Here is a 26,182-nt window from a genome sequence, read left to right as displayed (position 1 = left end):
CGAAACTAATAGGGCGGAGTTTACCTTACTTTGTGCCTTCATAAAATCTGTCTTAGTGAGTAGATTGAACGGAGATGTCAGCAAACGATGAGAGAAATTCTTTATTTAGAAGTTCCAACTTCGGATATAGCAACTGTGCGTAGCTGGTTACAAACAGATTTTGAACCCGGAAATGGAGAAAAAGTGCTTACCTCGGAAGGCTTTCGCCTCAAAATCCCCACAGCAACTCCAACTGCTACCGGGGCTATTTCCGAAAACTTGCCTGCGGAACTTTCGGTATTTGTCTGGCAGGTGCAACGAACTACCTATCTGAAAGTGTTTCGTTGGGCAGAACAGCCCTTTCCCAAAGAAGCGCAAATTCTGCAACGCCTAACCAAGGAAATCAGAAGCCGTTTTGGGCATGATTACCCAGAACCGCCAGCGATTGATTTATCCCAGCAATCGATTTTTGCAGCGCTAGGCTCTGTTTACCCCCTCACCGTCAAATATTTTCAGAAAATGCCCAACGGTGAATATGACCTAACGCGTGCCTATTGGTGGGAACAACGATGGCGCCAAGGGGTACGGAATCCGCAGCAGCCGCGTCAAGTTCTGTTTTCCCAGGGGAGCAGGGGGGAAACAACCAATGCCCCATGCCCTATGCCCCATGCCCAATACGACATCATTTATATCGGTGGCGCACTAGGCGCGATTCATGCAGCACTGATGGCAAAACTGGGATATAAAGTCTTGCTAGTGGAACGAATGCCCTTTGGGCGGATGAACCGAGAATGGAATATTTCCCGCGATGAGATTCAAAGCTTAGTTAACCTGGGTTTAGTCACCCCCGCTGAGTTAGAAACTATCATTGCCAGGGAATACAAAGACGGATTCAATAAGTTTTTTGATGCTAATAATCCAGCCAAACTGCGATCGCCCGTCCTCCACACACCCACAGTCCTAAATTTAGGCTTAGATTCCGAAAAATGGCTCCAAATGTGTGGGCAAAAACTGCAAGCGGCAGGCGGTGAAATTTGGGATGAAACAGAGTTTATCCGTGCAGATATTCATATATCACAAGTACTTCTCAAAGTCAAGCACTTACCCAGTCAAAGCGAGAAGCAAGTAAGTGGACGACTCCTAATAGATGCAATGGGAACTGCATCCCCCATCGCTTGGCAATTAAATGGTGGTCGTGCTTTTGATAGTGTATGTCCGACAGTGGGAGCGGCAATTAAGAGCGGATTTGAGCCTGGGGTGTGGGATTCCCAATATGGAGACGTTCTTTACAGTCATGGGGATATTTCGCGGGGAAGGCAGTTGATTTGGGAACTGTTTCCGGGAGCAGATGATGAACTGACGATTTATTTATTTCATTACCACGAAGTCAATGCTGAAAATCCCGGTTCCTTGCTAGAGATGTACGAGGACTTTTTCACGATTTTGCCAGAGTATCGCAGATGCGATATGGACAAATTGGTGTGGAAGAAGCCGACATTTGGGTATATACCGGGGCATTTTAGTGTCGGGAGTAGCGATCGCACAGTTGCCTTTGATCGATTGATTGCGATCGGTGATGCGGCATCACTCCAGTCTCCCCTCGTTTTCACCGGTTTTGGTTCCCTAATTCGTAACTTAGAGCGCTTAACAACGCTGTTGGATACTGCTCTCAAACATGACTTGTTGAGTTTCCGACACTTGAACCAAATTCGCGCCTACCAAAGTAACGTTTCAGTAACTTGGCTATTTTCCAAAGGCATGATGGTGCCCACAGGGAAATTTTTACCACCGCAACGGATTAACTCTATGCTCAACACCTTTTTTGGGCTGTTAGCAGACGAACCGGTAGAAGTGGCAGATAACTTCATCAAAGATCGGTGTGATTGGTTAACCTTTAACCGCCTAGCACTCAAAGCAGCTAGTAAAAATCCTGCCTTGCTTTTATGGATTTGGGAACTTGCTGGGCCTAGGGATTTACTCAGATGGCTTGGTAGTTATTTCAACTTCGGTCGTCATGCCCTGGTTAGTGCTTTGCTGAGTCCTTGGTTTGGACGCTTCTTAAATCGGGTAGGTTTTTGGGTGGAACCCCGGAATCCGGGATTATGGCTGTGGTTGTTGGCGATTAATTATGCGATCGCCACAGGCAAACCGCGATCGCGCACTCAAGTAGCAAAAGCCAACCCAGAAGCCATAATTCCGAAGTCAGAAGCAAGGATTCTTAATTAGTCATTGGGCATTGCGCATTGGGCATTAATTACTTGACCCTAACTCCTAACTATTGACCCAAGGGGCGAAAATTTGGCAGTTCCACCGATGCCAATGACTTACGCCCCTTGGGTGGACGCTGGGGATAAACTACCGGTGAAGGTGAATTGGGATCATTGGTGTTATCACCTGATAACTCTGGGGACAAATCAGTAGCCGATAATTCTAACTGTGTCAATTGTGAAACATCTGACCAGTAATCTTCAGTCTCTTCAACAGGTGTCTCGGTGTGAGGTGAAGTAGAGGAAACTGGTAAATTATCGGCTGGTGAAAGCATAGAATCTGTCGTCCAAGAAGTTGAGGTAGTAGGGGGATTAATTTCTGCTTCCAACTGCTCCTCCTGTGGATTTTCTAGGTCTTCATCGTCTTCTAAGATTCTTGCTAAAGTATCCCAGATAGGCGGATTACTATCCACATCCGTTTTCGCAGCAGGTGGTGGTGATGCAGATGCAGGATGGGAGGTGAAAAACATTTGGATTAGACTATCTAATTGCTGATCTAAATTTGATGAACCCAAAGGTGAAACAACTTCCGGTGTATCTGGGGAATCATCAATTTCTGGAGAGGGGCTGGGTTGTGCTGGCGTTGGGGTGTCTTTCTTAACTGTCCAGTTCCAAGAAGATGATGCTGGCGGAGTGGCTTCATTTCTTTGAAATGGGAGTGGTGTTGAGGGTTCGCCCCAAGAATTATCTAGATTATCAGTCAAGGATTCTGGTTCTGTTGACCAAGGTTGAATTGGCTGTGCGTTAAGAAACAAAGACCGAGCTTTTTTAGAGAATCTTCCTTGTCCACTGGTTATGTCTTTGGGATGTTTTGCAGTATCTTCTAGGGAGTCATAGCTAGGAACCGATGTATCTAGACATTTTTCCAGAGCCGCTTTGAATTGCAGCGTCTGGCGTTGTTGTCGCATAAGTCTAGTACGTAACTCCCGACAACCATTTTCTGATTGCAGTAGCTGCTGAGACTGTTCGTTATTGTGAGTGTGTAGCAACGTACATTCTCGCTCTAACTGGGCAAGGCGTTGTTGGCTAATTTGTAGCTGTGCTTTATAACTATCAATAAAAAGTTCCTGGCGTTGAACAGTTTGTACAGCAGTTTCTAATTGTTGAAATAGGGATTTTATCTGTTCTTGAGCCGCAGCCAGTTCCTGAGTATGTTGGTTGAGCATCGACTCACTAACGCTGGAACGCGTTTTCTGCCACTGCAAAACCTTTTCAGACTCAGCTAGATTGTCTTTTAGCTGCTCCACTTGTTCATACAAGTTATTATTAGCCGCACGCAATTCTTCGTTCAATGCCAGCAGGTTCTGAAATTCCGAGTCAATAAGTGCTTGTTTGCCGCTTTCCGGCTCTGCAACCCAGTCCTGCTGGGTGGTATCTTGTGAAAATTGTGTATCTTCAGCTGGCATGAGGAGTGGCAGTTTTCTAACTGCCATATTGTCATTAGGCACAACTGAGTAAAACGGGCAACTCGCCTGTTCTGATTGTGGCGAATTAGCAGAATTTAAGGATTCGATCACAGCCCCCTTGTTTGAGGTGTCAGCTTCATTCATCACTCTTGACTCACCTGCTTAAAAATATTCAGCAGTGCTGGCATTAGCATTGCTTATCAACTATGTCTAATCAGGGTTTGCTCTAAAAGCTAAGTTTAACTCTCTCCAAGCACCAGCAATTAATTATCAATTGGTGTTCCCCATTTTGGATTTAGACTGATGCCGTTATAACACTATGATCCTCTTCCCCGTCAAGAAGAGGCGGAAGGGTAACTCGGGCTACCTTTGGGGATAGAGGGGAGAGAGGAGAAACCCGATACTTAAAAACTAAACTGTATTGGCTGATGAAGTTTTTCTAGATCAAAAAACTGCATGATTATATAGTTTATTATTTATAATCGCATCTGTCTGAAGATTGTAATTAAAAATGTCTTCTCCAATACGTTTTTATACTGACTCATTTATTACTTAGGATTGATGCGAGTATAAGTATCTACTATTCATAATTCTGTAATCTTGAGCGATCGCTATTTAATGTCAGCAAACAACTAAGAGCTTTTGCCGGAACTGCAATGTTAGGAAATTCTGGCAAATGCGAATAAATACGCATAAAGAACTATTGAAGAAGTAACAATATCTTTAAGTGAATTAATAAAACTTTCTTAAAGAGAAATCTCAACTTAGTACAGGTTTTTTTCTCGGCAAATACAGTCCTAGTAAACAATTCCAGCCTTAGTTAATCAGAAGCTTTTTCTATGAGCTTGCCTTCAATGCGTGAAGTTTGTTTAATGACTGCAAGAAGGTTGTTTAAAGTATACTTAACTACTTCTCAATATTATTTATAATGTAATATAAAATACAAAATAGACTTGTTAATGAAGTATTAATACGTCTATAGTTTTAATTATTTTATTAAATAATAATAGGTATAGCCGGGTTTTCTACTAGGAAAAAAGTAATTATAAAGACCATAATTACTGGCGATTGATCAGCTAATGTACTTTTAATTTGCATAACCAAGGCGGGCAAGAGGCCCACCCCACAAGATTTTTACTTCTAGGTAATATGCAAGTTAAACGTCCAACAGATGATCATTGTGGCGCGAAATAAAGCGTTGTAGCAGTTAGGCTTGTCCAAAAAATCCAAATTTTAAATAGGGGTGCTAAAAATGACTGACATACTTTCAATAGACGCAAAAATCAAGCAAAAAGCTGCTCAATTACCGCTATTTGTAGAAAATTGTGACAGCTTTTGGGACAAAGAAATCAGACCGTTATTTACAAATGAGTCTCTATCTTTCAAGGTGAAAACTCTTAACGGAAAGTATGTCAACTACGTCAACTTGGATAATGGAGCAACAACCACTCCCTTTGCAAGCCTTAAGCAGCATGTGAACAAGATGCTTGACACCTATGGCAGCGTGCATCGAGGTTCTGGGCAAAAGTCCATCGTCACTACACGAGAATATGATGCCAGCCGCAACATTATTCGGGACTTTGTGGGGTCATCTTCAGACAACTATGTAATCTTTGCGAAAAATACAACAGAAGCAATTAATGGAGCCGCGACACTTTGGGCAAAAAAACCTGGGAAAATCTTAGTTTCTGATATTGAGCATTCATCCAATCTGCTGCCTTGGGTTACTAAAGACGAAGTTGTGCAGTACAGAACCCAGCCGGATGGAAGGAGCATTCATCCAATCTGCTGCCTTGGGTTACTAAAGACGAAGTTGTGCAGTACAGAACCCAGCCGGATGGAAGTGTCAGTATCACAGAAATTGAAGATATCTTCAAGGCACACCAAAATCGCCCTAAAGCCGAGCAAATTAAGTTAGTAACTATTACAGGTGCTTCGACAATTACAGGTTACAAACCCCCGATTTACGAAATTGCAGCTTTAGCACATCGGTATGGAGCCAAGATGTTTGCTGACGTGTGTCAGTTAATTCAGCATGAACGAGTCGATATGCATGCAGATGATCACCCATGTCATTTAGATTTTGTGGCTTTCTCTGGACACAAGATATATGCCTCTTATGAACCTATCCCACTAATAATATTTGTGCTACAAAGCTTAAGCTTATTGAGAACTGAAAACGAAAAATCAAGGTTTTCAAGCACATTTTACGAAAAGAAGTAGGGGTTTTTTGAATAGTGGGATAGGTTCATGGAACCGGGGTTTTGCTAGGTCCGAAGGAATTTTTTGATAGCTCCTACCCTTATCAAATCGGGGGTGGAAACTTGCCTTATATCACCAGAAATCTAGATATCAAGCGTTTTTATACAGAACGCGCCCATGATCATGGAACACCAAACGCAATGGGTGCGATCGCTATTGCCAAGGCGATTGAAATTCTCGAAGCTCTAGGACGCGATCGCATTGCTCAGTATGAACACTCTTTAGTTGAATTCACATATACACGACTTCGGCTGATTCCTGGCGTCAAATTACATATCCCAGGAGATAATTTAGCCCATGTAATTCCCTTTGATATTGATGGGTGAGGTTTCTGAAACACCGATATATACCCAGTGGGTGACAGAGCAAATGGTGCTGGTTGGTGCAGACTACCCAGCGATCGCACCGTATAAAGGTAAGCTGATTACTTACCAAAATGTCAAGAGCGCGTTTGAGTTGGCTTGGCCAGCTACGCTCAAGGAAATAGAGAATACAGCCCCAGTATTTAACCCATTAGTTTCTAAAATTGGCACTGGGGGAGCAGCAGGAATTTTAGCAGGTTTATTTGGCTTAGGTGGCGGTACGATTATGGTACCACTGCAAATGTTGCTACTGGGAGAAGAAATTAAAGTAGCAATTCAGACTAGTTTGGGTGTGATTGTCATCACTGGTTTAGCTGCCTGCACAGGACATACATTAGAGGGAAATATTTTGTTTGTTCAAGGTATAGTTTTGGGATGCGGGGGTCTTTTAGGCGTTCAAATGAGTACTCGCACATTACCAAAACTACCAGATTATACTGTGAGTTTAGTACTTCGTATTTTCTTAGGAATATTATCAATTTATATTTTTTGGGAAGCTTGGATAAATTATCAACAAATAATTACTAATTCGTAATATAGGAATCCGGTTTGATTTCTGAAAAGATACGTAGGGTGTGTTAGCAAGGAGAGTACGGCACCAAACCCTTGATAATGGTGCGTTACGAACTTCGTTCTAACACACCCTACATACTAAATTTGTGCATTAGATTTATGGTTTTTGAAGCTAAAGCGCGACTATGAGCCTTTAGCTACTACACCATTTTAGCCTTGCCACGCCACTACGAAACTGAAGGTCAGTTCCCCCAATTCATATAACTATTGTTCTATAGACTTTATCAACTTATTTAGTTCCTCTGTTGGGACATAGAAATCTTTCGTGTTAAATCTGTAGCCTGTACCAAACCCATCTTCTTCTCTCACTTCATCAATCCCAAAACCATGTGTAGGAGAGTAAACCATTACAAACAACTTGTTATGTAGATGTATGTCAAGCATGGCAGAACATGAAGGAAAACTTTCTAGGGTTATTATTGCTCCTGGAAAAGATAATTCTATTTGTTTGGCAAGGGCAGAAATATTTTCAAGTATTGTTGAATCAGTTGCTTGATCTTCTAAATCGTTAAAATCTTCCTTTTTGTAAATCATTGCCCGGCTTTTAGGAATTACGAATTATTCGATCAAGGTAGCCACCGGGGATGAAATCCGGCTAAGGGGAGTTGTTCTGGTCTAATTTCAACTGTCGCAGCATCAGCGATGGGTAACAAAGGCATTAACCACAGACTACTGGTAGCGATCGTATCTCCATCATCAGTTTTCAAAGTGTTTGCGGGTAATGATGCTGGGGGGTTTGTCTGCGGTACTACTTGATCAAATAACAAGCCCAAACCGTCAGAAGATAAACTCATTTGCACATTGCGTTGAGCGGGCGGCAGTACTAACAGTGGTTTCTGTTGCCCGGTTTTCAGATCAATTGCCACAACATAAGGCTGTTCTATATATTGCTCCTTGGATATTAGCTGTGTCAGCAAGCAGTAGAGGGTGGGTGAGGCGATGTCAAATTGGCAGCTGAGAATTGAGCCTGTAGTTTTTAATAGCTGTTTCTGCACACCTTGGTTTGTCACCAAAAATAAATCTCGCGTGTAATCTGTATTAAACTTTACCATCGCTGCTTGAGAGCCATCTTTGGAGAAAGCCTGTACCAAACCAAACTGCGGCAGAAAATCTAGGGGTTTACTGGCATCACCTTGCAGTGGTAAAATCGCTGCTCCCTGTCCTTGGGCAACTGCTACGGCTTTACTATCTGGCGTGATCATAAAGTCTCCTCCCGGTTGGCTTTTCAGGCGTTTCGGTGCGGGTTTTTCTCCTGAACCGTCGCTGGTTGCTGGCATAAACCATAGTCCAAAGTCGCCGGGATTAGTTTTGTTTCCCCTCTGGATGACAATAGTTTGCCCATCGGGTGATAAGTCAAATTTCAGGTTTTGATAATCTTTACTATCTAAAGTCAGATCAACTTTGCCTCCTGGTTCTGCTTCTTGTGCAGATTTACCAGAAACGCCTGTTGTCACTGTGTAGAGTTGGGCTGAAAGTAAGTCTTGGTTGTTTGCGGCGCGAGCAGAAAATAAAATTTTCTCCCCATCAGGAAATGATTCAAAGTCGATTACTATCAGGTCTTTGGGGGTAAGTACTCTTTTTTGCTCTTGGGTCAAGTTGTAAAGAACTAACCGTCCCTGTTCTTCTTGATCGGTTCCGATGTAAAGGATGACGCGATCGCGTGTGCGGAAGCTACCAACAAAGGGCTGGATCACCCGATTTTTGCCTTCTTGCTGGGCAAACTTATCTTTGGCTCCCTGTAACTGCACTTTATAATTCGTGCCATAGGGTGCTGGTGTCACCAATGTATAAACCATCCGCCGCCCTGCCCAACTGAATTTACCTGCTAGGGGTGGCTCGATTTTTAAGTTATCCTCTACGCTTTTTATTTCCATTGGGCGGCTGAAGGTGACGGTAAAGGAGTTATCTTCTGCCCCAATTTGTTGATTTTGCCAGGTAAATTCCCGGACACGAGCTGTTACCACATCACCTTGCAATATCATCAACCCAATTAGCACACTCAGCAGTAGCATCAGTGCGATCGCGATACGATCAAGTGGTTGGATAAATGCTTTAGATTTAATCATTTGTCGTTAAGCATTGGGCATTGGACATTGGGCATTGGGCATTGGGCATTGGGTATTGGACATTGGGCATTGCTCATCAACAAAGGACAAATGACAAATGACTAATGACTAATAACTATAGGGATTCTGTGGTTGAGGAATCTTTTTGAGAGAGGTAGCGGCAATGGTAAGTTGGCGTTTACCTGACAAATTTTCTGTCACTATTTTTCCTTCGACTTCCAGCCACGTATCAGGGGAATAAGGTTCTTGATTGTTTGGGAGTTTGACTGGTAATCCCACAGGGTAAGCATCTGCTGCACAGCAAGTTAAGACAAATCGTGCTAAGAACAAATATTCTTTTCCTATATCCGATGGGTGGATGACAAATCCCTGCACCTTGACTTTTTGACCTGTATATGCATCTGGTTCTGGATAGACATTGACGGTGCGTACCCAGTCTACAAGCGATCGCTCCTCTGGGCGAACAGTAGCCCGAAAGGCTTGGGGTTTAACTCGTGTACTTCCTAATAAATCAGCCGTCACACCCCTTTGGAGTGCTTTGTCACTAGCAAAAACTTGTGGTGTAATGATAAAACCTAGAATCGCTGTGGTCAACAACAAAGCACTGCCCCAACCAGGGGGAAATAAACTAATATGCGGGGAGTTTGATGTCACATTACGGGGACGCCGTTGCCAAAGTTCCTGCATCTTGAAGAAACCAATAATGATCAAGCAGATACCAGTCACGACTACGAACCAAATGTAATTTGGGTGAATCAACAGGTTCAGCTTGTTAGTTAGCCAATATCTCAACATCAAAACGCCCCAAGCTGTAATTGCTATAGCATCCAGCCAAGGGAGTAACAGATTTGGGATTTTAGATTTGGGATTTTTATTATTCATTAATCAAGAGTCATTAGTCATTGGTCATTGGTGATTAACAAATGACTAATTTTTTAAAGGACGTGCAAGTTCAGGAAAAGGGTGAACACAAATGTTAATTGTGCTGCTAAAGCAAATAAGTAAAAAACAGTTTTGGGTTTAAAAATAGATAACATCAAACCAATGCCTTTGATGTCAATCATTGGCCCAAACACTAGAAATGCCAACAATGAACCACTGCTAAAGGTTGAGGCAAAAGATAGGGCAAAGAAAGAATCGACTGTAGAACAAATTGACACCACTACTGCTAATATCAGCATGACCACAATTGAGGTAATCGGCCCAGCACCCAAACTGAGAATTAATTCACGGGGAGCTAGGATTTGAATAGCAGCAGCGATCGCACTCCCTAAAACCATGATTCCGCCCAGTTCTCGGAATTCTTGGATGCTGTTATCCACAACTAGGCGGAGTTTATCTGCAAGCGGCTTATTAGAAGTAGAGTTTGAGGTAGGTGGTATCAAATTAGCATCTATCCGCAGAGGTATACCCGCTTTTCCCCCTAAGATATAAGTCCCGGATTGCAAGATATTCGGTACTGTTGCTTCCTGTTCTAGTTGGTAACGCTTACCACGGCGCTTGGTTTCAGGTTGCGCGGGTGGATTAAACTTCATATAACGAGCGATCGCAGGTTGGACTATGGGATTTAAGTCCTTTTGAAAACTGAAAACATACCCGATAATTGTGGCAATTACTAGGGAAAATACGACTCGTAAGACCACTATTTCTGGCTGATCTCGAAATGCTGTCCAAGTTGACCAAATTACAATTGGGTTAATTGTTGGTGCTGCTAGCAAAAAACCAATTGCGACAGGTGTGGGTACTCCCTGAATTAGGAACCGCCGCGCTACTGGTACATTCCCGCACTCACACACCGGAAATAAAAAGCCGATCAGACTGCCAACTAAAGCACCCAGCAGGGGATTTTTGGGCATTTTTTCGACTAATTTGCGCTCATCAACAAAAAACAGCAGCAAACTAGAGAATAAAACCCCAAGAAGCAAAAAAGGCATCGCCTCGACTAGCAGACTTAGAAATAGCGTAAAACCATTGTTCAATTGATTCATGGGCGTCGCAGTCAAAAGCGGTTTTGAGTTTTAGGGTTCTGCCTAGTCATTCATTCTATCGAAATGGGGATCAAAAGCAGTTCGGGAAAATTAAACATTATTTAAGTAGCAAGTTGTCCTACCTTGCAAATAGCGCTTAAGCGTTGGAAACCTTTGATTCAGCCAAGATCGTAATTTTTACCTGAGTGCATTTACTGACGATGACCATTTCTAAGATTGTCTAAGTTCAGGAATTGTTCCGCTCTAGAGGGCAAGTAGCTGCATAGATGATTTGGAATTACCTATGTTTATACTTACAGTAATTTGCTGGATAAGATATTAGCTCAGCTGTATTTTCATCAAGTATTCACAGTTATTCAACATTTGGGGATCGCTCTTGGTTACTACCATCATTGATTTTGGCTATTTCTGGCAAAAATGGATCTGAGCTTTAGTTGATTTTTTACTATAACAACTCTAAAAAGGCAAGACTAAATTTTAGCAAACAATCTAAAAATCACCATCAGGCTAGAAACCTGGATGGTAGTCACTACAACGGGGAGGTCGCACGGGTGAGCCAGCACGCTCTTCTGGCTTGGTGCTAGCTTCTCCCAATGTAAGAAGGGGAAACGTTAACGGCGAACAAACGTCTGGGAAAATCCCATGAGCGACTGGTATCAGGTTTCCCAATTTATTACCAAATAGTTTGAATAGTTGTTAATGCTTGAATTTGCAAATCACGGGTAACTAGGGGAAGACCTAAACAAAAAGCAGTAGCTGCTATGATCCTATCTGGCATATCAGGAACAGTTGCTCTGTCAATTTGTCTCGTTGCGCCCGAAATATTACGATCTAAGGGTGCTAATACAATACCCACATTAGGGTCATCCAGAGCATTTAAAATTCGTGTAAATACCTCTTCTGCAAAGCGTCCCTTCTCAACCAAATAAGAAATTTCAACCACTGAAATAGCTGAAACATAAATAGGATTGCCATCGTTGACTGCTTGCTCCAAAGCTGTTAAGGCAGTTTTTGATAGTCTCTCTAACTCAAAAATATACCAAATTAAAGCGTGTGTATCTGTAACTACTGATGTCATCAAACAATATCCCTGGGAAAATTCCCCCACATTTCTTGACGAGCTTCAGTAATGTCTTCTTCAGTAATATCCACTGCTAAATCAGCACATAACCCTCTGACGCTACGTAAGGGAGTTTTAGGAGTATTTTTTTGATACAAAAATTCTGCAAAATTCAATAACTCTTGCTGCTTATCTATAGGTAGCTGGCGCAATTTTTCCAAAACTGCTTGCTCAATATTCATATATTTATCACCTTGTCTACACGTCAATCACAACCCCGACTTATTTAAGAAGTCGGGGATCTGGTGTTCGCTGTTAATTACGTTTTGGTGGAGTTCCCCAAATCTTGATTTGTTGATCAAATCCACCAGTGGCAAGAATTTTACCATTTGGACTAAAAGCGATCGCACTTACCCAGTCTGTATGTCCACTCAGTGTATTTACTAACTCACCTGTAGTTAAATTCCACAACTTAATCCCATCTCTACCAGCACTAGCAAGGGTTTGTCCATCGGGGTTAATGGCGATCGCATTCACCCAGTTATTATGTCCTGTAAGGGTGCGGACTAATTCTCCAGTATTAATATTCCACAGTTTGACTGTGCGATCGCGGCTTGCACTAACTAATGTTTCTCCATCTGGTGTAAAGATGACAGCGCTAACAACATTAGAATGAGCGACAAATTCACTGATTAATTTACCAGTACTCAAATTCCACAGCTTGATTACACCTTTATTATCACCACTAGCCAAGGTCTGTCCATCAGGGCTAATGGCTAGGGTATAAATCAAATTATCAAATTGTACTAAAGTCCCTAGAGGGCGCTGCTGTAGCAAATCCCATAGACGAATCCCATCCAAACCTCCACTGATGAGAACTTTACTATCAGGAGACACCGCTAAAGATAATACGTTACTGGTATGTCCGACAAAAGAGCGACTAAATTTTAAATTTTTCAGGTTCCAGAGGTTAATCGTGTTGTCATCACTACAGCTAGCGAGGGTTTGCCCATCTGGCGAAATCACTAAAGATTCTACGGCTGCTTTGTGTGCTTTGGTAATATTCGCCAACTTTTTGCCATTTGCTGGATTCCACAGGAGAATTATGCCCTCGTTTTCTGCACCTCCACTCACAAGAATTTTGCTATCTGGACTGAAAGCAAGGGATTTAACGGTTCCGTTATGTCCTTTGAGTGTGTAAAGTAGTTGGGCATTAGCAAAGCTGTTGGTAGTTTGGGAGTTTGGCGTTACTTCAATGGCCGCATAAGCTTCATGAATGTAAAACCCTTCCCAGATAGTCACTGGAAGGGCAACAGCTGCCATAAATGCCAGGATAATATATGGCCGCAGAAAATTACCCCGACCTCTTCCCTCACTACTCACTCTTTTTCCTCACTTTTATAGACCCGGTTAGCCCAATCAATTTTGCAGAGTTATTAAGTAATAACTCTGGACTTCCTAAAGAGGTGGTTTTTTCTTAGAAACGCTTAACATTGGTAAAGGCGGACTAGAAGAACGAGAGGGCAAATAATGTTGCGCTACAGGCTCCTCTGGTACAGGACGACGCTGCTGGAAACGCCACAACTTAAAGGCTAGCGCTATCCCTGTCGTTCCCAAACCAAAAGCCAACAACGACCAGCTATCATTCAATCCGCCAATCAGGGCATCCATAACGCCCATCGTAATCAATATAGTGATTAGTGGCTCTTTTCGGTAGGTTGACTTCAAAAAACGAGGTAATACAGCATTCATCACAGCTTGGTTGGTTCCAGTTCATCTTTAAGTGTATATTTACCAAGAATACCTCACCCGTAATTTGCCTTTCTCATCCAAGGCAGACACTAATTATGATTTTCTTTAGTAGGGGAGGAAGTTTACTCATTAATCGTCTTGTATGTACTGGTTTTATTAAATCCCCACAAAGGAATTTAAGAGGAAGTTTACTCATTAATCGTCTTGCGTGTAATAGTTGCAAGTCTTTGATATTTCAATCACTAATAGGTATTTCGATTCCTCTCTTGCTTACATTCTAAGACAATAATTTCCGAATAATTAAGTATAATTAAAGGATATAGGGCGAAGTATTTCGCTATCAATTGTTAAAGTCAAAACCAACTGGTTGTTCCAGCCGGTTAAAACTCTTATAACTAGTAGCTTACAACTTTCACCTTGTGCTTGTTGGTGGCATTACTTCAGACCCAGCCATGATAGCACCCCTTGATTGGTGACATATTCAATTACCAGCATCAAAGCGAAGCCAATCATTGCAGCTCGACCATTCAAGCGTTCAGAATATTCGTTAAAGCCAAACTTAGGCTCCTGTAGTTTAGGTGTAATCGTTGGTTGTGTTTGTGTCATTTTTAAGAAACCTTTTTTTGGCAAACGGGACTTGATATGAGACTTCGCAGCAGTTGTCGGGGAAGTGTGGGGATAAGCGGTAAACGTTAAAGGAATTGACTCCTTCTTTTCCTCTTAACCTTTACTCTAGATTTGGTAGCTGATGAGCTGATTGCAGTGCTTGAATGCCAAGATGACTTGAGAAATTCAGCAAAAGCTTCCTAGTAGGGAGCTATACAATCGCTCTTTTAAGAAATTGTTACTATTCTTTATATATTGCATAAATACTGGGGCAATAGTCAAGGGTAAGAGTTTGGGGTTACTCAGATTAAATTGAGAAACTTAGGACAGAGATTAGCTATCTCTAATACAGCTATCCCCTATAGAGAAATAGCAAGCTTGAGATTGGCAGACTACAGTTAAACAAAAAAATTATCAGAGGCGGTATATGGAAATCGGCGTTCCCAAGGAAAATAAGGATCAAGAATTTCGGGTAGGGTTAAGTCCTTCTAGTGTACGGGTGCTGCGAGAAAATGGTCATAGCATCTTTGTCGAGACGCAAGCAGGTAATGGTGCTGGATTCTCAGATGACGACTACAGAAGTGCTGGAGCCGAGATTGCCCCCACATCAGAAACGGCTTGGAATCGGGAATTGGTTGTTAAAGTCAAAGAGCCTCTGACATCTGAGTATAAATTTTTGCAGAAAGGGCAGATATTATTTACTTATTTACATTTAGCAGCCGATCGCAAATTGACAGAGCATTTAATTGATTGTGGCACAACTGCGATCGCCTATGAAACCGTAGAACAACCTGGTGTTAACAGACTCCCCTTGCTCACCCCCATGAGCGTGATTGCCGGTAGGCTAGCAGTACAATTTGGGGCGAGATTCCTAGAACGTCAGCAAGGTGGTAGAGGTGTGCTTTTGGGCGGTGTACCTGGAGTCAAACCAGGTAAAGTAGTAATTTTAGGTGGCGGCGTTGTCGGTACAGAAGCAGCTAAAATTGCCGTAGGCGTGGGTGCGATCGTCCAGATTTTAGATGTGAGTGTCGATCGCTTATCTTACCTAGAAACCCTCTTTGGTTCTAGAGTTGAATTGGTTTACAGCAACTCTGCTCATATTGAAACTGCCGTTAAAGAAGCCGATTTGCTCATCGGTGCAGTTTTAGTACTGGGACGTAGGGCACCAATATTAGTATTGCGCGAATTGGTCAAACAAATGCGTCCTGGTTCTGTAATCGTTGATGTTGCAGTTGACCAAGGCGGTTGTATAGAAACCTTACACCCCACATCCCACACAAATCCGGTATATGTTGAAGAGGGTGTGGTGCATTATGGCGTTCCTAATATGCCAGGAGCAGTACCTTGGACAGCAACTCAGGCACTCAATAATAGTACATTACCTTATGTTGTCCAGTTGGCGAATTTGGGAATTATCGCACTGGAAGTTAACCCAGCATTAGCTAAGGGTGTGAACGTGCAGAATCATCACTTAGTTCATCCGGCTGTACAAGAAGTATTCCCTGATTTGGTAAGTTAGATTTTAGTAAATTTAGATTACCAATAGTTCCTGCAAACCCCTCATCGCAAGCGATGAGGGGAAATTTGGTGCTAAATTTTATCAACTTTATGAAGAACTACAAAAATGATTAAGATAGTTATAAAGTTCACGAAATAAAGGGTATTTTCGTTGAACTTCATCTGGTTGGATGTCTTGTAATAGTGCCGGGGTATGCAATCTTTTAGAATAGCGTGTCGAACGGCTATCGAATTCAGCTAAAACACTTGAATAAACTAGTGCTTCTGATAACTTTTCTCGACAACAATCTCTGTCTATATCATATTCACTAAATGATTCTGGTTCATTAAAAGGAATATTTTTTTCTTGACTAAGCCAGTAACGCATCCGCTTGTGTCTACCTCGAAAATCTGGATGTTTAGCTATTGAGTTACTCCAATCTGCAATAATCCAAGCTTCCACTTCAGGAGCAGCAAACCCAACAAGTTTTGGAATATCAGCACATTCTGGTATAGTTGATATCGCATCTAAGATTTTCTTTTCTTGAACCTCTGACGTGCGGCAATCTAAATCGTCAAACACTAAAATTAGATTACATTTATTTGGTTCATATCTTAAGGCAATAGGTAGTTCCTTAATGATTTGCTCAATTAGGCTTTGACCTGTTCTACCATAACTATTTCCCTTACCAGGTTTAGGTCCAGGTTTTTGACGGGCTGGTGTTTTTCGTTCAAATTTACAATTAGAAAAATTTTGTTCTAAAAAAGGGATTAATCCTCTAACTTCAGCTTCTCCACACCAGCGAAAACCCATACTACCACGGCCATCCTCCAATACTGGGGTCGCCAACACGGTATAAATCACCTAGTTGCCATCCTTCTTCTAGCTTGTCATTAAGCATTTCTTTGGAGAGTGTTTTTATGGAGAAATGGGTTTTATCTTCTGAATAAAAACAAAAAACACTTTCTAAACAATCTGTGAAATAGTCTAGAAGATCAGGACTGTGTGTGGTGATAATCACTTGGGTTTTTCTAGCAGCTTTTTTAATCCACTCTGCTAAAATTGGCATCCATGATACGTGCAATCCTAGTTCTGGTTCATCAATTACTAGTAATGAAGGAAGAACTGGTGAATTTAATATAGTAGCCCAACAAAGCATCCTGACAGTTCCATTTGACATTTCATTGAGATAAAAAGCTTCTTTTATGTCATGAAAATACCACTCTACTGTCAGAGACAAACGACCAGAACGGATAGGTCTAAGACGACGACTCTTTGGTAAGATAGCCTTCATCGCTTGGTTAACACTTTCCTCAAAGTCTATATCTTGCTAAATTAAATTATCCAAAACCAGAGCTAAATTATCTCCAGATAAAGATAAATAAATATCACTTCCTCCTATTTTAGGTTCTGCCATTCTAATAAGATTTAAATCCATATTGTTGGCATTATAAAATTGCCATTTTGATACTAATTCAATTAAATCTCTTCTAATTCTATAAACAGGTGTGTTTTCAGGACGATATTGGCTATCTTCAAGCAATCTGGGAATAGCAGTAAGACCCAAAAAGTTGGTTAGTATATTATCTAAAGCTTCAAAATGAGTTGTTGAAAACTGACCTGGTTCATCATAAACTGATACAGCACCCTTGCCAAATTCTCTGTCATGAAACTTATAATAATAAAAGGGAGTAGAAGGAGTTGAGTCATGTAAAATGTCCCCACTATATAAACATTCTTCTGCGATATTAACACCTCTTGCATTATCTCTATTAACAAAAATTTTTAAGTCAAGTATGCCGCTATCTCTTGCAGGTATATTAGTTTGTGAATTTTGAGAAAAATAAAAACAATATGCAAGTCTTACTCTAGCAGGGCTTTCCACACTGACATCTAAAATTCTATTGCCACCGATTTGGGCAACTGCATCTTCAAAACTACTGACACTTCGACTTTCATCAGGAATTTTAGTTAGACTATCTTTTAAAAATTTCAAGCAGCTGATAAAATTGCTTTTACCTGAACCGTTTGAACCTATAAAAATATTGAGATTTTTTAGTCTAACTATCTGCTCTAGAGATAGATTTTTATAATTTTTAGTAACAATAAAGCGAAGAAGGGGTTGATTCATGGGATTAAACCAATTTTTATATCATGATTAACTAGAGCGATCGCATGAGTCAACCCAACAATTCCTCTACAGCTACACTAAAACCCAGCAATACTTTTTGAGTGCTAACCACATCACCAGCTTTAAACCCGCAAACTTGATTATCAGTGATTACAAAAACTAACCGACTTTCAGGAAATACTAGCCAAATTTCCTCGCAACCAGACTGCAAATACTCTTGCGCTTTGAGAAATAATTCTTCAGCTAAATCAGTGGGTGAAACTATCTCAGCAATTAGTGGAAAACTCTGTGGCAAAGTGGGAACATCACCAAACTGAGCTACCAATTCCGGCGTCAGATAAGCCACATCAGGACGGCGACCCTGCTTGTATGTACGACAAGGTACTTCAGTGTAAACTTTCCCACCTTGTTGATTGGAGTTGATGTAACTTCTCCAGTAAAAACCTAGACTCAATTCAATTTCACTATGTTTTAATGTCATCCCTGTTTTTTCTATCAGTTGCTCATCTACCCACTCCATCCCGTCTGGAGGATTTGCCATGAAGTCTTCTAAAGAGTAGATTTCGGGGAGGGATACAATCTCGTTGTGTTTGGAAACTAACATTGCAAGCCTCCACTTTGATTAGTTAAATACACAATGCATAGAGTAATAAAGGAAATTTTGGTAATATTCATTTTTCAAAGCATTACCAAACTACCTTGCGTTTCTTCCTCTAGTTCATAACCATTAGCCAGTTTTTCAATTGCTTGGTCAATCATTGCCAAACCTTGATCTACTTTTTCAACCAAACTTAGCTGTCCTCGGAGTTCGGCAGCACCAACGAAACCTTTAGCATACCAAGTCATGTGCTTGCGGGCTTGACGCACACCGCGATCGCCTTTATATTCCCATAAGGCTTGTAGATGATCTCTTGCACATTCCAAACGCCCAATTGGGGTTGGTGGTGGTAATATCTCCCCAGTTTTCAGGAAGTGATCAATTTCTCCCACCAAAAAGGGATAACCCAAAGTTCCACGGGAACACATTACACCATCAGCGCCAGTTTGCTCTAAACATCTCACCGCCGCTTCAACGGAGAAAATATCTCCATTCCCAATCACTGGGATAGAAAGCACTTCTTTCACACGGGTAATCCATTCCCAACGGGCATTGCCATTGTATCCTTGGGCGCGGGTGCGTCCGTGTACTGTGATCATTTTTGCCCCTGCATCTTCCATCCGCTTAGCAAAGTCGAGAATAGTAATTTCGTTGTCATTCCAGCCAATACGGGTTTTTACTGTCACAGGGACATCAACAGCTTTTACTACTTCCCGCACAATTGCCTCTGCCACTTCCGGTTGCCGCAACAACGAAGAACCACCACCATTTTTAGTGATTTTATTAACGGGACAACCCATATTAATATCAACAGTATCAGCACCTTCAGCAACTGCCTTTATTGCCGCTTCTGCCAGGAAATCGGGACGACAATCAAATAGTTGAACGCTAATTGGGCGTTCATTGGGGTCTACCTCCATGATTTTGGGTAACTGCTTGACATAATGCAACCCCGTAGCATTCACCATTTCGGTATACATCATCGAATCTGGTGCATAGCGACGCACGAGACGGCGAAACACCAAATCCGTCACCCCAGATAGAGGTGACTGGAGAACCCGACTTTTTACCTCAAAGGAGCCAATTTTTAAGGGTTGGGAAAGTCTAGCTTGGAGAATAGGAGAGAGCGAAATCATACAAAAAATTAAAAGTTATGGGAATGGAAAATAGCAGAAATATTTAGGAGTATCTGTGATCAGTGCCAATTGTAATTTATGTATCCTGATTTGGAGGCTGTTTTTGCATTTCTTGCTGAATCTCTTCTAGACTCAAACCTAACTCTTTTGCTGTTTCTTCAAAACTCAATCCCAATCTCAACAACAAAGGTATCATTTTAAACTTTTCTTCACGCGCACCTTCTTGTTTGCCCTCTTGCTTGCCCTCTTGCTTGCCTTCTTGATAAACTCGCGTCTGTTTCAAATCACTTAACCCAAACATACCTTCAATCTCCTCTCGACTCATCGTCGGAAACTTATAAACCAAAATTGTCTCTATTAATTCTAGTAACTTCCGCCGTTGTAGTTCAATGTTAATTTCTTGCTGAGTTCTGTCTATTAACTGCCTAGCAGATGTAATTGCTGTGTCCTCTTCATCGACAACTAATTTCATCGTAGCAATTCCAACTGGCAATGATGCAGTTTCACCTAATTCATTAAGATAAATGCGACTGACGCGATTGCTAGTGAAAAATTCACTGTAATTCTTGATATCTGCTGTATCTAGACTGCGATTGGGATAGATAACTACTCCTCGCCAAGAATTTTTAGGTTTATTTTGGCGTAAGTATAAACAAATTTCGGAAATTAGGCGCGAATAAATTTCTGTGTCGGTTTGAAACTGGACTTCGACAAAGTAAATCGGATTTTCTTCCCCTTGTGTTGGTAGAAAAACGCCATCTATGCGGAATGCAGTTTGCTTGATTTCAATTGAGGAAAATTTATAAGCCTCTGCGGTTTGGGGTGAGTTGCCAATTAATTCAAAAAAGATACCAGGAATTTCTTGAAAAAGGCGATAAAAAATACTGTCAGTTTTCACGCTTGATGTATTGCTGAGGTTTGACCCGTTACGATTTTACCGGGAAATACTATTGTTAAAGAAGAATTCAGCTATCCTGAATTCAGGAGCGGAGCCGGAGACGCTCCGCCGAGGCGTCAGAATCAATTGATTTGGGATTCAGACCCACCACTCGATAGCGCAGCGTTAGCGAGTCTGCGAGCGTCTTGTTGCACCACTAAATCTATGATTTAGTGGGGGTCTTAAACCCATTTATTCATCCGCCAGTTGTACAGAATTTATTCTGAATTCTGACTCCTGACTCCTGAATTCTGTTTGATAAAAATTAGTAAGCCGACGGCAAATCAGCAGTCGGCTTGGTAAATTTATAATGGTTCAGTTGCAATTTAGCCGTGAGTTGCACCTTGAGGGGGACGCGAGACAACTTTTTTGGCTAAACCCAAAGTCTGCAAAACTAGGATGCTCCACCAAGTAACATCAAGCTCCCACCAAGACAACCCAGATTTTGCCATGTGGGGATAGGTATGATGGTTGTTGTGCCATCCTTCTCCATAGGTGACGATGGATACCCACCAAAGATTACGAGCGCCATCATTGGCATCAAAGGTGCGATAACCCCACAGGTGTGATGCTGAATTCACAAACCAGGTTGAGTGCCAAAGCAAGACACACCTAACAAACACTCCGTAGAACACAAAAGACCATCCTCCTAAGGCATATAGCAGCAGCCCGAAGGGTATTTGCAACAGTAAGAAGTAGCGATCTAGCCAGCAATAAAAGGGTTGTCTTGCTAGATCAGGGGCATACTTTTTATAGGTGTCATAGTCAAAGAACTCTGGACGCGGGTAGAAAATCCACAGTATATGGCTCCACCAAAATCCTCTTTGGGCAGAGTATGGATCTAGGTCAATATCTTCTGTGTGGGCGTGATGTTGGCGGTGTCCACCTACCCAAAAAATTGGCCCGCCTTGGAGAGCCAGCGCTCCAATGAGGGCGATCGCATACTCTAACCACTTAGGAACTTGGAAACTCCGATGGCTCAGTAGTCGGTGATATCCCAGACAAATACCAATGCTCCCGAATAACCAGTGGAGAAACACTAGCAAACCTAATGCTGGCCAGGAGAAAAACCAAGGAGCCAGAAGTGCTAAGGCATGAAATGTAGCAAAAAATACTACATTTGTCCAACTGAGTCGAGGTGATTTGCCTCTCTCAGGGGCGATGGTTTTGCCAACGCCTTTGGCGATCGCCCCAAAATTTGCGGTCATAAAAATTCCTGTTGATGGATGTTAAAGGAGGCAGGAGGCAGGAGGCAGCTATGCTGAAAGGGCAATTCACTTATAGGATTCGACCCCTCCTGAATTGAAGCCACTGAACTTTCGTTCAGTAGGGGTCTTAAACCCAAGAAGAGTTTGGTCGCAGTCGGAGGCAGAGGGCAGTATTCCTCCTGCAAGAACTGCCCTCTGCAAGAACTGCCTTCATCGATAAAGCGATTTACTTTTTATCGGGCGTAATCCCACAGGGATTTACCCGCCTTGTACACCAGTTCGTTAGAGTAGAGTAAAGCAAGTATCACTTACATTTGCTATGCTAGCAGAACTCTAATTTTCCTGCAAGTGCCACTTGCATTTTTCTATGTCGTCTCAACTCATTTCCACTCGTCAACGCCTGATTCAAGCTGCACTTGAGTTGTTTTCTGCTCAGGGAGTCAGCGCCACCACAACCCGCCAAATTGCTGAAAAAGCCGAAGTCAACGAAGTGACTCTATTTCGGAATTTTGGCAATAAACATGGGCTGCTTTTGGCTGTGCTGGAAGAGTCCGCAGCCTTCAAGGATTTAGGTGAGTCGCTGGTGCGACGAGCAACGCCTCCCGGCAATGTCTACCAAGCTCTTAAAGATTATGCAAGTGACAGCTTACATGCATTAGAACGAGTGCCAGAGTTTGTCCGATCTGTGGTAGGTGAAGCCGACCAATTCCCGGCAGAAAATCGCCGCGCACTAGGCAGGGGAGTAACAGAGGCAAACCGTTATGTAGCTCAGTATTTAGCTACTGTAATCCAGCAGGGACACTTAAATACCTATTTACCCGCAGAAAAATTAGCCAGTTTGCTGAATGGGATGATCTTGGGATATGCCGTAATTGAGTTCACCAGCGAATTTCACGAACTTTGGGAGGATCGGGATGATTTTCTGGAAAATTTGGTGGAGTTGTTTTTACATGGAGCCATGTCATCTTCGGAGGAATCAGTAACCAAATGCTTACAAGGAGGGTTTATCACCACAGAAGTAGCTGATTTACCAGCTAGTTTAGTTCACCAAATTCTGCAACAAGCAAGGATTTTGGGAATACGAGATTATGCCTTGGCTTATGTGTTATTTGGGGCTGGGTTATCGGCTACAGAAATAATTAGCTTGGAGCGATCGCACCAAATCTACGATACTCAAGGGCACTTCCTACAAATCACAATCCCAGGATTTGTCCGTCAAGTACCTGTGAATCAGTGGATTTTGGGCAAACGCTATGGCTCGTATACTAATAATCCTCTAATCAAATTGTTGAAAAGCCGTAAAGATGCTCAAACAGCCATGTTTTTGAATGACACAGGCAAACCGCTCTCCGAATCAGAGCTTCAGACACGTTGGCAAGTATGGAGTGAGGGACTGTTAACTCCCCAAGGACAAAGGCCAGCTATAGCCCAGGCACAACAAACCTGGCGCGTAGAAATGTTGATGCGGGGGATCAGCTTGGAAAACCTGAGTATTTTAACAGGTTGCGATCGCAGCCAATTACAACCTTATGCCCGCCGAGCCAGAGAAAAAGCCGCCCTAGAGCAAGCCACCCGTTTGGATCATAAACCGGGATAGGGGAGTGGGGATGAGGGAGATGGGTAGATAAGGGGAATAACAAGACTTAAATAAAACTGAAGAAGAAAAATAGGAAAGCGATCGCCCCATTTGTAACCAGATAAAGGAGCGATCATCAGCATGATGCAGTTAAACGATTAGGGTAAAACAACAGAGGTTTCTCTATCATTGTTGTTTGCACCATTCAAGAATGTAGTTGTACTCTCGGATAAGGATTGGGTGTTGCTCAAACGGCGTGATAAATTTTTGCGTTGCTTGCCTCCCGCCTGGACATATTGCAAACTGTCTTTGCCATAATGAGTAGCCACACTCATTAACATCTTTTCAGAATAGCCGCGCAATTCTTCTTCAGTGAGAGAAAGGCGACCTGTCATTTCATCCAGGGTAGAGAGTAAAGTGTTGTAGGTTGATAGCTGAGTTTGTAAGGTTAGGATGCGGCTGTTGTAGTCTGTCAAACTTAATCCGTTGCCAAATTCTAGCGTAGGGCTAATTGATCGCATTCCTGCAATTCGACGTAGAGCTTTTTCGAGAGTGGGTGAACTGCGTTTTAATCGTGCCATGAAATGCGCTCCTGAAGGAGGTTATAGGGTTACTGCATATACTTTAGCCAATGCAACCATAAACTTCTCTGAGAAATAATTCGGAAAAATTAAAGCAAATTGACATCGACTTAATTATTTTTAGTGAATTATACTGAAACTTTTATTTTATTTGTCAAAAAAGCTACTTAAAATTAGCAATAAATACCTCGAAGTCGTATTGGAGTACTTCCAAGTCATGTTAAGGTACTTTAAAACCGTGTTGGAGTACTTCCAAGTCATGTTGAGGTACTTTGAAATCGTGTCGGAGTACTTCCAAGTCATGTTGAGGTACTTTAAAACCGTGTTGGAGTACTTCCAAGTCATGTTGAGGTACTTTGAAATCGTGTTAGAGTACTTCCAAGTCATGTTGAGGTACTTTGAAATCGTGTCGGAGTATTAGAAACCCAAAACGAACTAAAGCGATCGCGCTCTAGGTTTACGGCTGCTATTAATATCAGAAATAAACACTGAAATTCCAGGATTAACATGGGGGGAATTAAAAACAGACCCCGGTAGGATTGGTGTAGAAATTTTTCAAAAAGAAGTCGCTAAATTAGAGGTTTTTGGGCAATTAGAATTACCCCCAGATCATGACCAAAATCCAATTTGAACTCTCTCTCAAGCCTTCAATTGCCGAAAAGGAAGCCAAAGCACAATCCGGATTTGTTCCGGTGGCTGCTAGATGGGGGAAGAGAGAGATCCAATGCTTGGGTAGAGCGATGTAAAAGTCTAGTCAAAAACTTTGACCGGACACTCGCTCGTGCCAATGCCAAGCTGAAGTGGGGCAAGTTATATCTCTTGACATTCGCTAGAAGCCCAAACAGCAGTGGAAAAGATGGTGAGAAAGTGCCAACTATTTATTAGGCTTATCAAAGATGTAGTGCAGTGCATAATGGCATAATGGGAAAGAGGAAAGTAGCAACTGTTATTTGATAATATGAAAACCCAAAATTATGACAAACAATATAATTGAGAGAATTTATCGCTTCAACGAAGGACGGAATCCAAAACTACTTGAATTAAAATACAAGGCAATGCGTTCTGATGTTTTTACATTTTATCGCGGTACGTGTCATTTATTTTATGAAGACTTTCCTAAAGAGTTACCATTGAATGCAGCTCCACCAGTATGGATTTGTGGAGACTTGCACCTGGAAAACTTTGGTAGTTATAAAGGTGATAACCGATTAGTTTACTTTGACATGAATGATTTTGATGAAGCATGTCTTGCTCCTTGCACCTGGGATGTGGTGAGGTTTATTACCAGTACGATAGTTGGCTCTCACACCCTGAAGGTGAATGAATCAGAAGCATTACATTTAAGTAATTCCTTTCTTGAGAGTTACAGCAATGGTTTAGCTAAAGGTAGCGCTAGAAGTGTAGAAAAAGAAACCGCTTTGGGCTTAGTTAAAGATTTGTTAAAAAGTTTAAAAAACCGCCTTCGTCAAGAATTTTTAGATAAGCACACAAAGGAAAAGAAAGGTAAGCGGCATTTAATTATTGATAATAAACATATTCTTAAAGCCACAGAAACAGAAGAGCAAAGAATCAGAGAACTCATCTCATGTTGGCAAAAATATACACAAAAAGATGCGAATTTTTATCAAGTTTTAGATGTGCAACAACGAATTGCTGGTACAGGTAGTTTAGGATTAGAACGTTATGCAGTTTTAGTAGAAGGTAAAGGTTCTCCTGATGGCAATTATCTATTAGATTTGAAGTTAACAGAAACTTGCTCATTACAACCCTATTTAACACTACCTCAGCCGGATTGGTCGAGTGAATCTGCACGAGTAGTAGCTATCCAAGAACGGGTACAAGGAACGTCACCTGCTCTTTTGGCGATGATAGTTGACGGGAATAAATCTTATGTTTTACGGGAGTTGCAGCCAGAAGAAGATCGGGTGAGTCTACAGGCGTGGGATGGAAAGCTAGAACGCTTAAATAAGTTGATGCAGACAATGGGTGAAGTCACAGCGTGGGATCAATTACGCAGTGGTGGTAGACAAGGTTCTGCAATTGCAGACGATTTAATCAAGTTTGCTCACTTATCTGATTGGCGTAATCAAATTCTTGAGTATGCAATCAGCTACTCTAAGCAAGTAGAACTAGATTACCAAGAATTCTGTCAAAAATCGTGAATCTTGCCTAGTCAAGAATTGCTATGTAATTAAT

General features: G+C 41.8%; 26 protein-coding genes and 1 pseudogene. 9 read left to right on the top strand and 18 right to left on the bottom strand.

Going from position 1 to position 26,182, the window contains the following annotated elements; translation table 11 throughout:
• The first annotated feature begins 87 nt into the window (after nt 1-87).
• Complete coding sequence (locus V7K36_RS12020; protein WP_335115955.1) at nt 88-2,205, top strand: NAD(P)/FAD-dependent oxidoreductase; 2,118 nt, start codon at nt 88-90, stop codon at nt 2,203-2,205.
• A gap of 49 nt (nt 2,206-2,254) precedes the next feature.
• Here the strand turns inward: V7K36_RS12020 and V7K36_RS12015 are convergent, their stop codons facing one another.
• Complete coding sequence (locus V7K36_RS12015) at nt 2,255-3,796, bottom strand: hypothetical protein (protein WP_335116070.1); 1,542 nt, start codon at nt 3,794-3,796, stop codon at nt 2,255-2,257.
• A 1,108-nt stretch (nt 3,797-4,904) separates the two neighbouring features.
• Here V7K36_RS12015 and V7K36_RS12010 point away from each other — a divergent pair.
• From V7K36_RS12010 to V7K36_RS11995, 4 genes and pseudogenes are all read left to right on the top strand, one after another.
• Nucleotides 4,905-5,570 (top strand): aminotransferase class V-fold PLP-dependent enzyme, encoded by a 666-nt coding sequence (locus V7K36_RS12010; RefSeq protein ID WP_335115953.1) that lies wholly within the window; start codon nt 4,905-4,907, stop codon nt 5,568-5,570.
• Entirely contained in the window at nt 5,468-5,875 is a 408-nt protein-coding gene (locus V7K36_RS12005) for an aminotransferase class V-fold PLP-dependent enzyme (RefSeq protein WP_335115951.1), read from the top strand. Before V7K36_RS12010 ends, V7K36_RS12005 begins: the two co-directional genes overlap by 103 nt.
• A 41-nt stretch (nt 5,876-5,916) precedes the next feature.
• Nucleotides 5,917-6,240, top strand: coding sequence for an aminotransferase class V-fold PLP-dependent enzyme (locus V7K36_RS12000; RefSeq protein WP_335115949.1), 324 nt, complete (start codon nt 5,917-5,919; stop codon nt 6,238-6,240).
• Between the two features lie 151 nt (nt 6,241-6,391).
• Nucleotides 6,392-6,811 (top strand): annotated as a pseudogene (locus V7K36_RS11995) (sulfite exporter TauE/SafE family protein); the annotation flags it as partial.
• A gap of 242 nt (nt 6,812-7,053) precedes the next feature.
• Here V7K36_RS11995 and V7K36_RS11990 read toward each other — a convergent pair.
• The 9 genes from V7K36_RS11990 to V7K36_RS11950 form a co-directional block, all read right to left on the bottom strand.
• Nucleotides 7,054-7,383: a hypothetical protein gene (locus V7K36_RS11990; protein WP_335115947.1), complete on the bottom strand. Its 330-nt coding sequence runs from the start codon at nt 7,381-7,383 to the stop codon at nt 7,054-7,056.
• 32 nt (nt 7,384-7,415) lie between these two features.
• Entirely contained in the window at nt 7,416-8,915 is a 1,500-nt protein-coding gene (locus tag V7K36_RS11985) for an Ig-like domain-containing protein (RefSeq protein WP_335115945.1), read from the bottom strand.
• 108 nt (nt 8,916-9,023) lie between these two features.
• Nucleotides 9,024-9,797, bottom strand: a complete 774-nt coding sequence (locus V7K36_RS11980) for a TIGR03943 family putative permease subunit (protein WP_335115943.1) — start codon at nt 9,795-9,797, stop codon at nt 9,024-9,026.
• Nucleotides 9,798-9,850: 53 nt separating this feature from the next.
• Nucleotides 9,851-10,903 carry a permease gene (locus V7K36_RS11975; protein ID WP_335116068.1) on the bottom strand — a complete coding sequence of 351 codons (1,053 nt, stop codon included), beginning with the start codon at nt 10,901-10,903 and terminating at the stop codon, nt 9,851-9,853.
• A gap of 673 nt (nt 10,904-11,576) precedes the next feature.
• Entirely contained in the window at nt 11,577-11,981 is a 405-nt protein-coding gene (locus V7K36_RS11970; RefSeq protein ID WP_335115941.1) for a type II toxin-antitoxin system VapC family toxin, read from the bottom strand.
• Entirely contained in the window at nt 11,981-12,205 is a 225-nt protein-coding gene (locus V7K36_RS11965; RefSeq protein WP_334829854.1) for a DUF2281 domain-containing protein, read from the bottom strand. The genes V7K36_RS11970 and V7K36_RS11965 overlap by 1 nt, the downstream gene beginning before the upstream one ends.
• Before the next feature lie 73 nt (nt 12,206-12,278).
• Complete coding sequence (locus tag V7K36_RS11960; protein WP_335116066.1) at nt 12,279-13,286, bottom strand: WD40 repeat domain-containing protein; 1,008 nt, start codon at nt 13,284-13,286, stop codon at nt 12,279-12,281.
• Between the two features lie 135 nt (nt 13,287-13,421).
• The gene (locus tag V7K36_RS11955) at nt 13,422-13,715 is read right to left on the bottom strand and encodes a hypothetical protein (RefSeq protein ID WP_334829852.1); all 294 of its coding nucleotides are present in this window, start codon (nt 13,713-13,715) and stop codon (nt 13,422-13,424) included.
• Between the two features lie 435 nt (nt 13,716-14,150).
• Nucleotides 14,151-14,321 (bottom strand): chlorophyll a/b-binding protein, encoded by a 171-nt coding sequence (locus tag V7K36_RS11950; protein WP_334829850.1) that lies wholly within the window; start codon nt 14,319-14,321, stop codon nt 14,151-14,153.
• 427 nt (nt 14,322-14,748) lie between these two features.
• Between V7K36_RS11950 and ald the strand changes: the two genes are divergently transcribed.
• A complete protein-coding gene (ald, locus tag V7K36_RS11945) occupies nt 14,749-15,840 on the top strand; it encodes an alanine dehydrogenase (RefSeq protein WP_335115939.1) in 1,092 nt (363 codons plus the stop codon).
• A gap of 87 nt (nt 15,841-15,927) precedes the next feature.
• On the opposite strand, the gene V7K36_RS11940 is transcribed toward ald, so the two are convergent.
• From V7K36_RS11940 to V7K36_RS11910, 7 genes are all read right to left on the bottom strand, one after another.
• Entirely contained in the window at nt 15,928-16,632 is a 705-nt protein-coding gene (locus V7K36_RS11940; protein ID WP_335115937.1) for a hypothetical protein, read from the bottom strand.
• A gap of 1 nt (nt 16,633) precedes the next feature.
• Complete coding sequence (locus tag V7K36_RS11935; RefSeq protein WP_335115935.1) at nt 16,634-17,113, bottom strand: AAA family ATPase; 480 nt, start codon at nt 17,111-17,113, stop codon at nt 16,634-16,636.
• A 36-nt stretch (nt 17,114-17,149) separates the two neighbouring features.
• A complete protein-coding gene (locus V7K36_RS11930; protein ID WP_335115932.1) occupies nt 17,150-17,950 on the bottom strand; it encodes an AAA family ATPase in 801 nt (266 codons plus the stop codon).
• 49 nt (nt 17,951-17,999) lie between these two features.
• The gene (locus V7K36_RS11925) at nt 18,000-18,554 is read right to left on the bottom strand and encodes a Uma2 family endonuclease (protein ID WP_335115930.1); all 555 of its coding nucleotides are present in this window, start codon (nt 18,552-18,554) and stop codon (nt 18,000-18,002) included.
• 74 nt (nt 18,555-18,628) lie between these two features.
• A complete protein-coding gene (dusB, locus tag V7K36_RS11920) occupies nt 18,629-19,684 on the bottom strand; it encodes a tRNA dihydrouridine synthase DusB (RefSeq protein WP_335115929.1) in 1,056 nt (351 codons plus the stop codon).
• A gap of 76 nt (nt 19,685-19,760) precedes the next feature.
• Complete coding sequence (locus V7K36_RS11915) at nt 19,761-20,582, bottom strand: Rpn family recombination-promoting nuclease/putative transposase (RefSeq protein ID WP_335115927.1); 822 nt, start codon at nt 20,580-20,582, stop codon at nt 19,761-19,763.
• A 365-nt stretch (nt 20,583-20,947) separates the two neighbouring features.
• Nucleotides 20,948-21,829 carry an acyl-CoA desaturase gene (locus V7K36_RS11910; protein ID WP_335115925.1) on the bottom strand — a complete coding sequence of 294 codons (882 nt, stop codon included), beginning with the start codon at nt 21,827-21,829 and terminating at the stop codon, nt 20,948-20,950.
• 367 nt (nt 21,830-22,196) lie between these two features.
• Between V7K36_RS11910 and V7K36_RS11905 the strand changes: the two genes are divergently transcribed.
• Complete coding sequence (locus V7K36_RS11905; RefSeq protein WP_335115922.1) at nt 22,197-23,426, top strand: TetR family transcriptional regulator; 1,230 nt, start codon at nt 22,197-22,199, stop codon at nt 23,424-23,426.
• Nucleotides 23,427-23,563: 137 nt separating this feature from the next.
• Here V7K36_RS11905 and V7K36_RS11900 read toward each other — a convergent pair whose 3' ends face one another.
• Nucleotides 23,564-23,986, bottom strand: a complete 423-nt coding sequence (locus V7K36_RS11900) for a hypothetical protein (protein ID WP_335115920.1) — start codon at nt 23,984-23,986, stop codon at nt 23,564-23,566.
• A 684-nt stretch (nt 23,987-24,670) separates the two neighbouring features.
• Between V7K36_RS11900 and V7K36_RS11895 the strand changes: the two genes are divergently transcribed.
• Both V7K36_RS11895 and V7K36_RS11890 read left to right on the top strand, forming a co-directional pair.
• Nucleotides 24,671-24,871 carry a hypothetical protein gene (locus V7K36_RS11895; protein WP_334829827.1) on the top strand — a complete coding sequence of 67 codons (201 nt, stop codon included), beginning with the start codon at nt 24,671-24,673 and terminating at the stop codon, nt 24,869-24,871.
• 89 nt (nt 24,872-24,960) lie between these two features.
• Complete coding sequence (locus V7K36_RS11890) at nt 24,961-26,148, top strand: DUF2252 domain-containing protein (RefSeq protein WP_335115918.1); 1,188 nt, start codon at nt 24,961-24,963, stop codon at nt 26,146-26,148.
• The last annotated feature ends 34 nt before the right edge of the window (nt 26,149-26,182 follow it).

The organism is Nostoc sp. (assembly GCF_036919555.1).
Taxonomy (GTDB): Bacteria; Cyanobacteriota; Cyanobacteriia; order Cyanobacteriales; family Nostocaceae; genus Nostoc.
The sequence above is the reverse complement of the archived record's forward strand: the minus strand, read 5'-3'. Positions and strand labels throughout refer to the sequence as shown.

Bases quoted from the DNA above. Each gene is read 5' to 3' on its own strand.
- V7K36_RS12020 (WP_335115955.1), top strand. From the start codon at position 88: ATGAGAGAAATTCTTTATTTAGAAGTTCCAACTTCGGATATAGCAACT.
- V7K36_RS12015 (WP_335116070.1), bottom strand. From the start codon at position 3,796: ATGAATGAAGCTGACACCTCAAACAAGGGGGCTGTGATCGAATCCTTA.
- V7K36_RS12010 (WP_335115953.1), top strand. From the start codon at position 4,905: ATGACTGACATACTTTCAATAGACGCAAAAATCAAGCAAAAAGCTGCT.
- V7K36_RS11990 (WP_335115947.1), bottom strand. From the start codon at position 7,383: ATGATTTACAAAAAGGAAGATTTTAACGATTTAGAAGATCAAGCAACT.
- V7K36_RS11985 (WP_335115945.1), bottom strand. From the start codon at position 8,915: ATGATTAAATCTAAAGCATTTATCCAACCACTTGATCGTATCGCGATC.
- V7K36_RS11980 (WP_335115943.1), bottom strand. From the start codon at position 9,797: ATGAATAATAAAAATCCCAAATCTAAAATCCCAAATCTGTTACTCCCT.
- V7K36_RS11975 (WP_335116068.1), bottom strand. From the start codon at position 10,903: ATGAATCAATTGAACAATGGTTTTACGCTATTTCTAAGTCTGCTAGTC.
- V7K36_RS11970 (WP_335115941.1), bottom strand. From the start codon at position 11,981: ATGACATCAGTAGTTACAGATACACACGCTTTAATTTGGTATATTTTT.
- V7K36_RS11965 (WP_334829854.1), bottom strand. From the start codon at position 12,205: ATGAATATTGAGCAAGCAGTTTTGGAAAAATTGCGCCAGCTACCTATA.
- V7K36_RS11960 (WP_335116066.1), bottom strand. From the start codon at position 13,286: ATGGCAGCTGTTGCCCTTCCAGTGACTATCTGGGAAGGGTTTTACATT.
- V7K36_RS11955 (WP_334829852.1), bottom strand. From the start codon at position 13,715: ATGAATGCTGTATTACCTCGTTTTTTGAAGTCAACCTACCGAAAAGAG.
- V7K36_RS11950 (WP_334829850.1), bottom strand. From the start codon at position 14,321: ATGACACAAACACAACCAACGATTACACCTAAACTACAGGAGCCTAAG.
- ald (WP_335115939.1), top strand. From the start codon at position 14,749: ATGGAAATCGGCGTTCCCAAGGAAAATAAGGATCAAGAATTTCGGGTA.
- V7K36_RS11940 (WP_335115937.1), bottom strand. From the start codon at position 16,632: ATGGGTTTTCGCTGGTGTGGAGAAGCTGAAGTTAGAGGATTAATCCCT.
- V7K36_RS11935 (WP_335115935.1), bottom strand. From the start codon at position 17,113: ATGAAGGCTATCTTACCAAAGAGTCGTCGTCTTAGACCTATCCGTTCT.
- V7K36_RS11930 (WP_335115932.1), bottom strand. From the start codon at position 17,950: ATGAATCAACCCCTTCTTCGCTTTATTGTTACTAAAAATTATAAAAAT.
- V7K36_RS11925 (WP_335115930.1), bottom strand. From the start codon at position 18,554: ATGTTAGTTTCCAAACACAACGAGATTGTATCCCTCCCCGAAATCTAC.
- dusB (WP_335115929.1), bottom strand. From the start codon at position 19,684: ATGATTTCGCTCTCTCCTATTCTCCAAGCTAGACTTTCCCAACCCTTA.
- V7K36_RS11910 (WP_335115925.1), bottom strand. From the start codon at position 21,829: ATGACCGCAAATTTTGGGGCGATCGCCAAAGGCGTTGGCAAAACCATC.
- V7K36_RS11905 (WP_335115922.1), top strand. From the start codon at position 22,197: ATGTCGTCTCAACTCATTTCCACTCGTCAACGCCTGATTCAAGCTGCA.
- V7K36_RS11900 (WP_335115920.1), bottom strand. From the start codon at position 23,986: ATGGCACGATTAAAACGCAGTTCACCCACTCTCGAAAAAGCTCTACGT.
- V7K36_RS11890 (WP_335115918.1), top strand. From the start codon at position 24,961: ATGACAAACAATATAATTGAGAGAATTTATCGCTTCAACGAAGGACGG.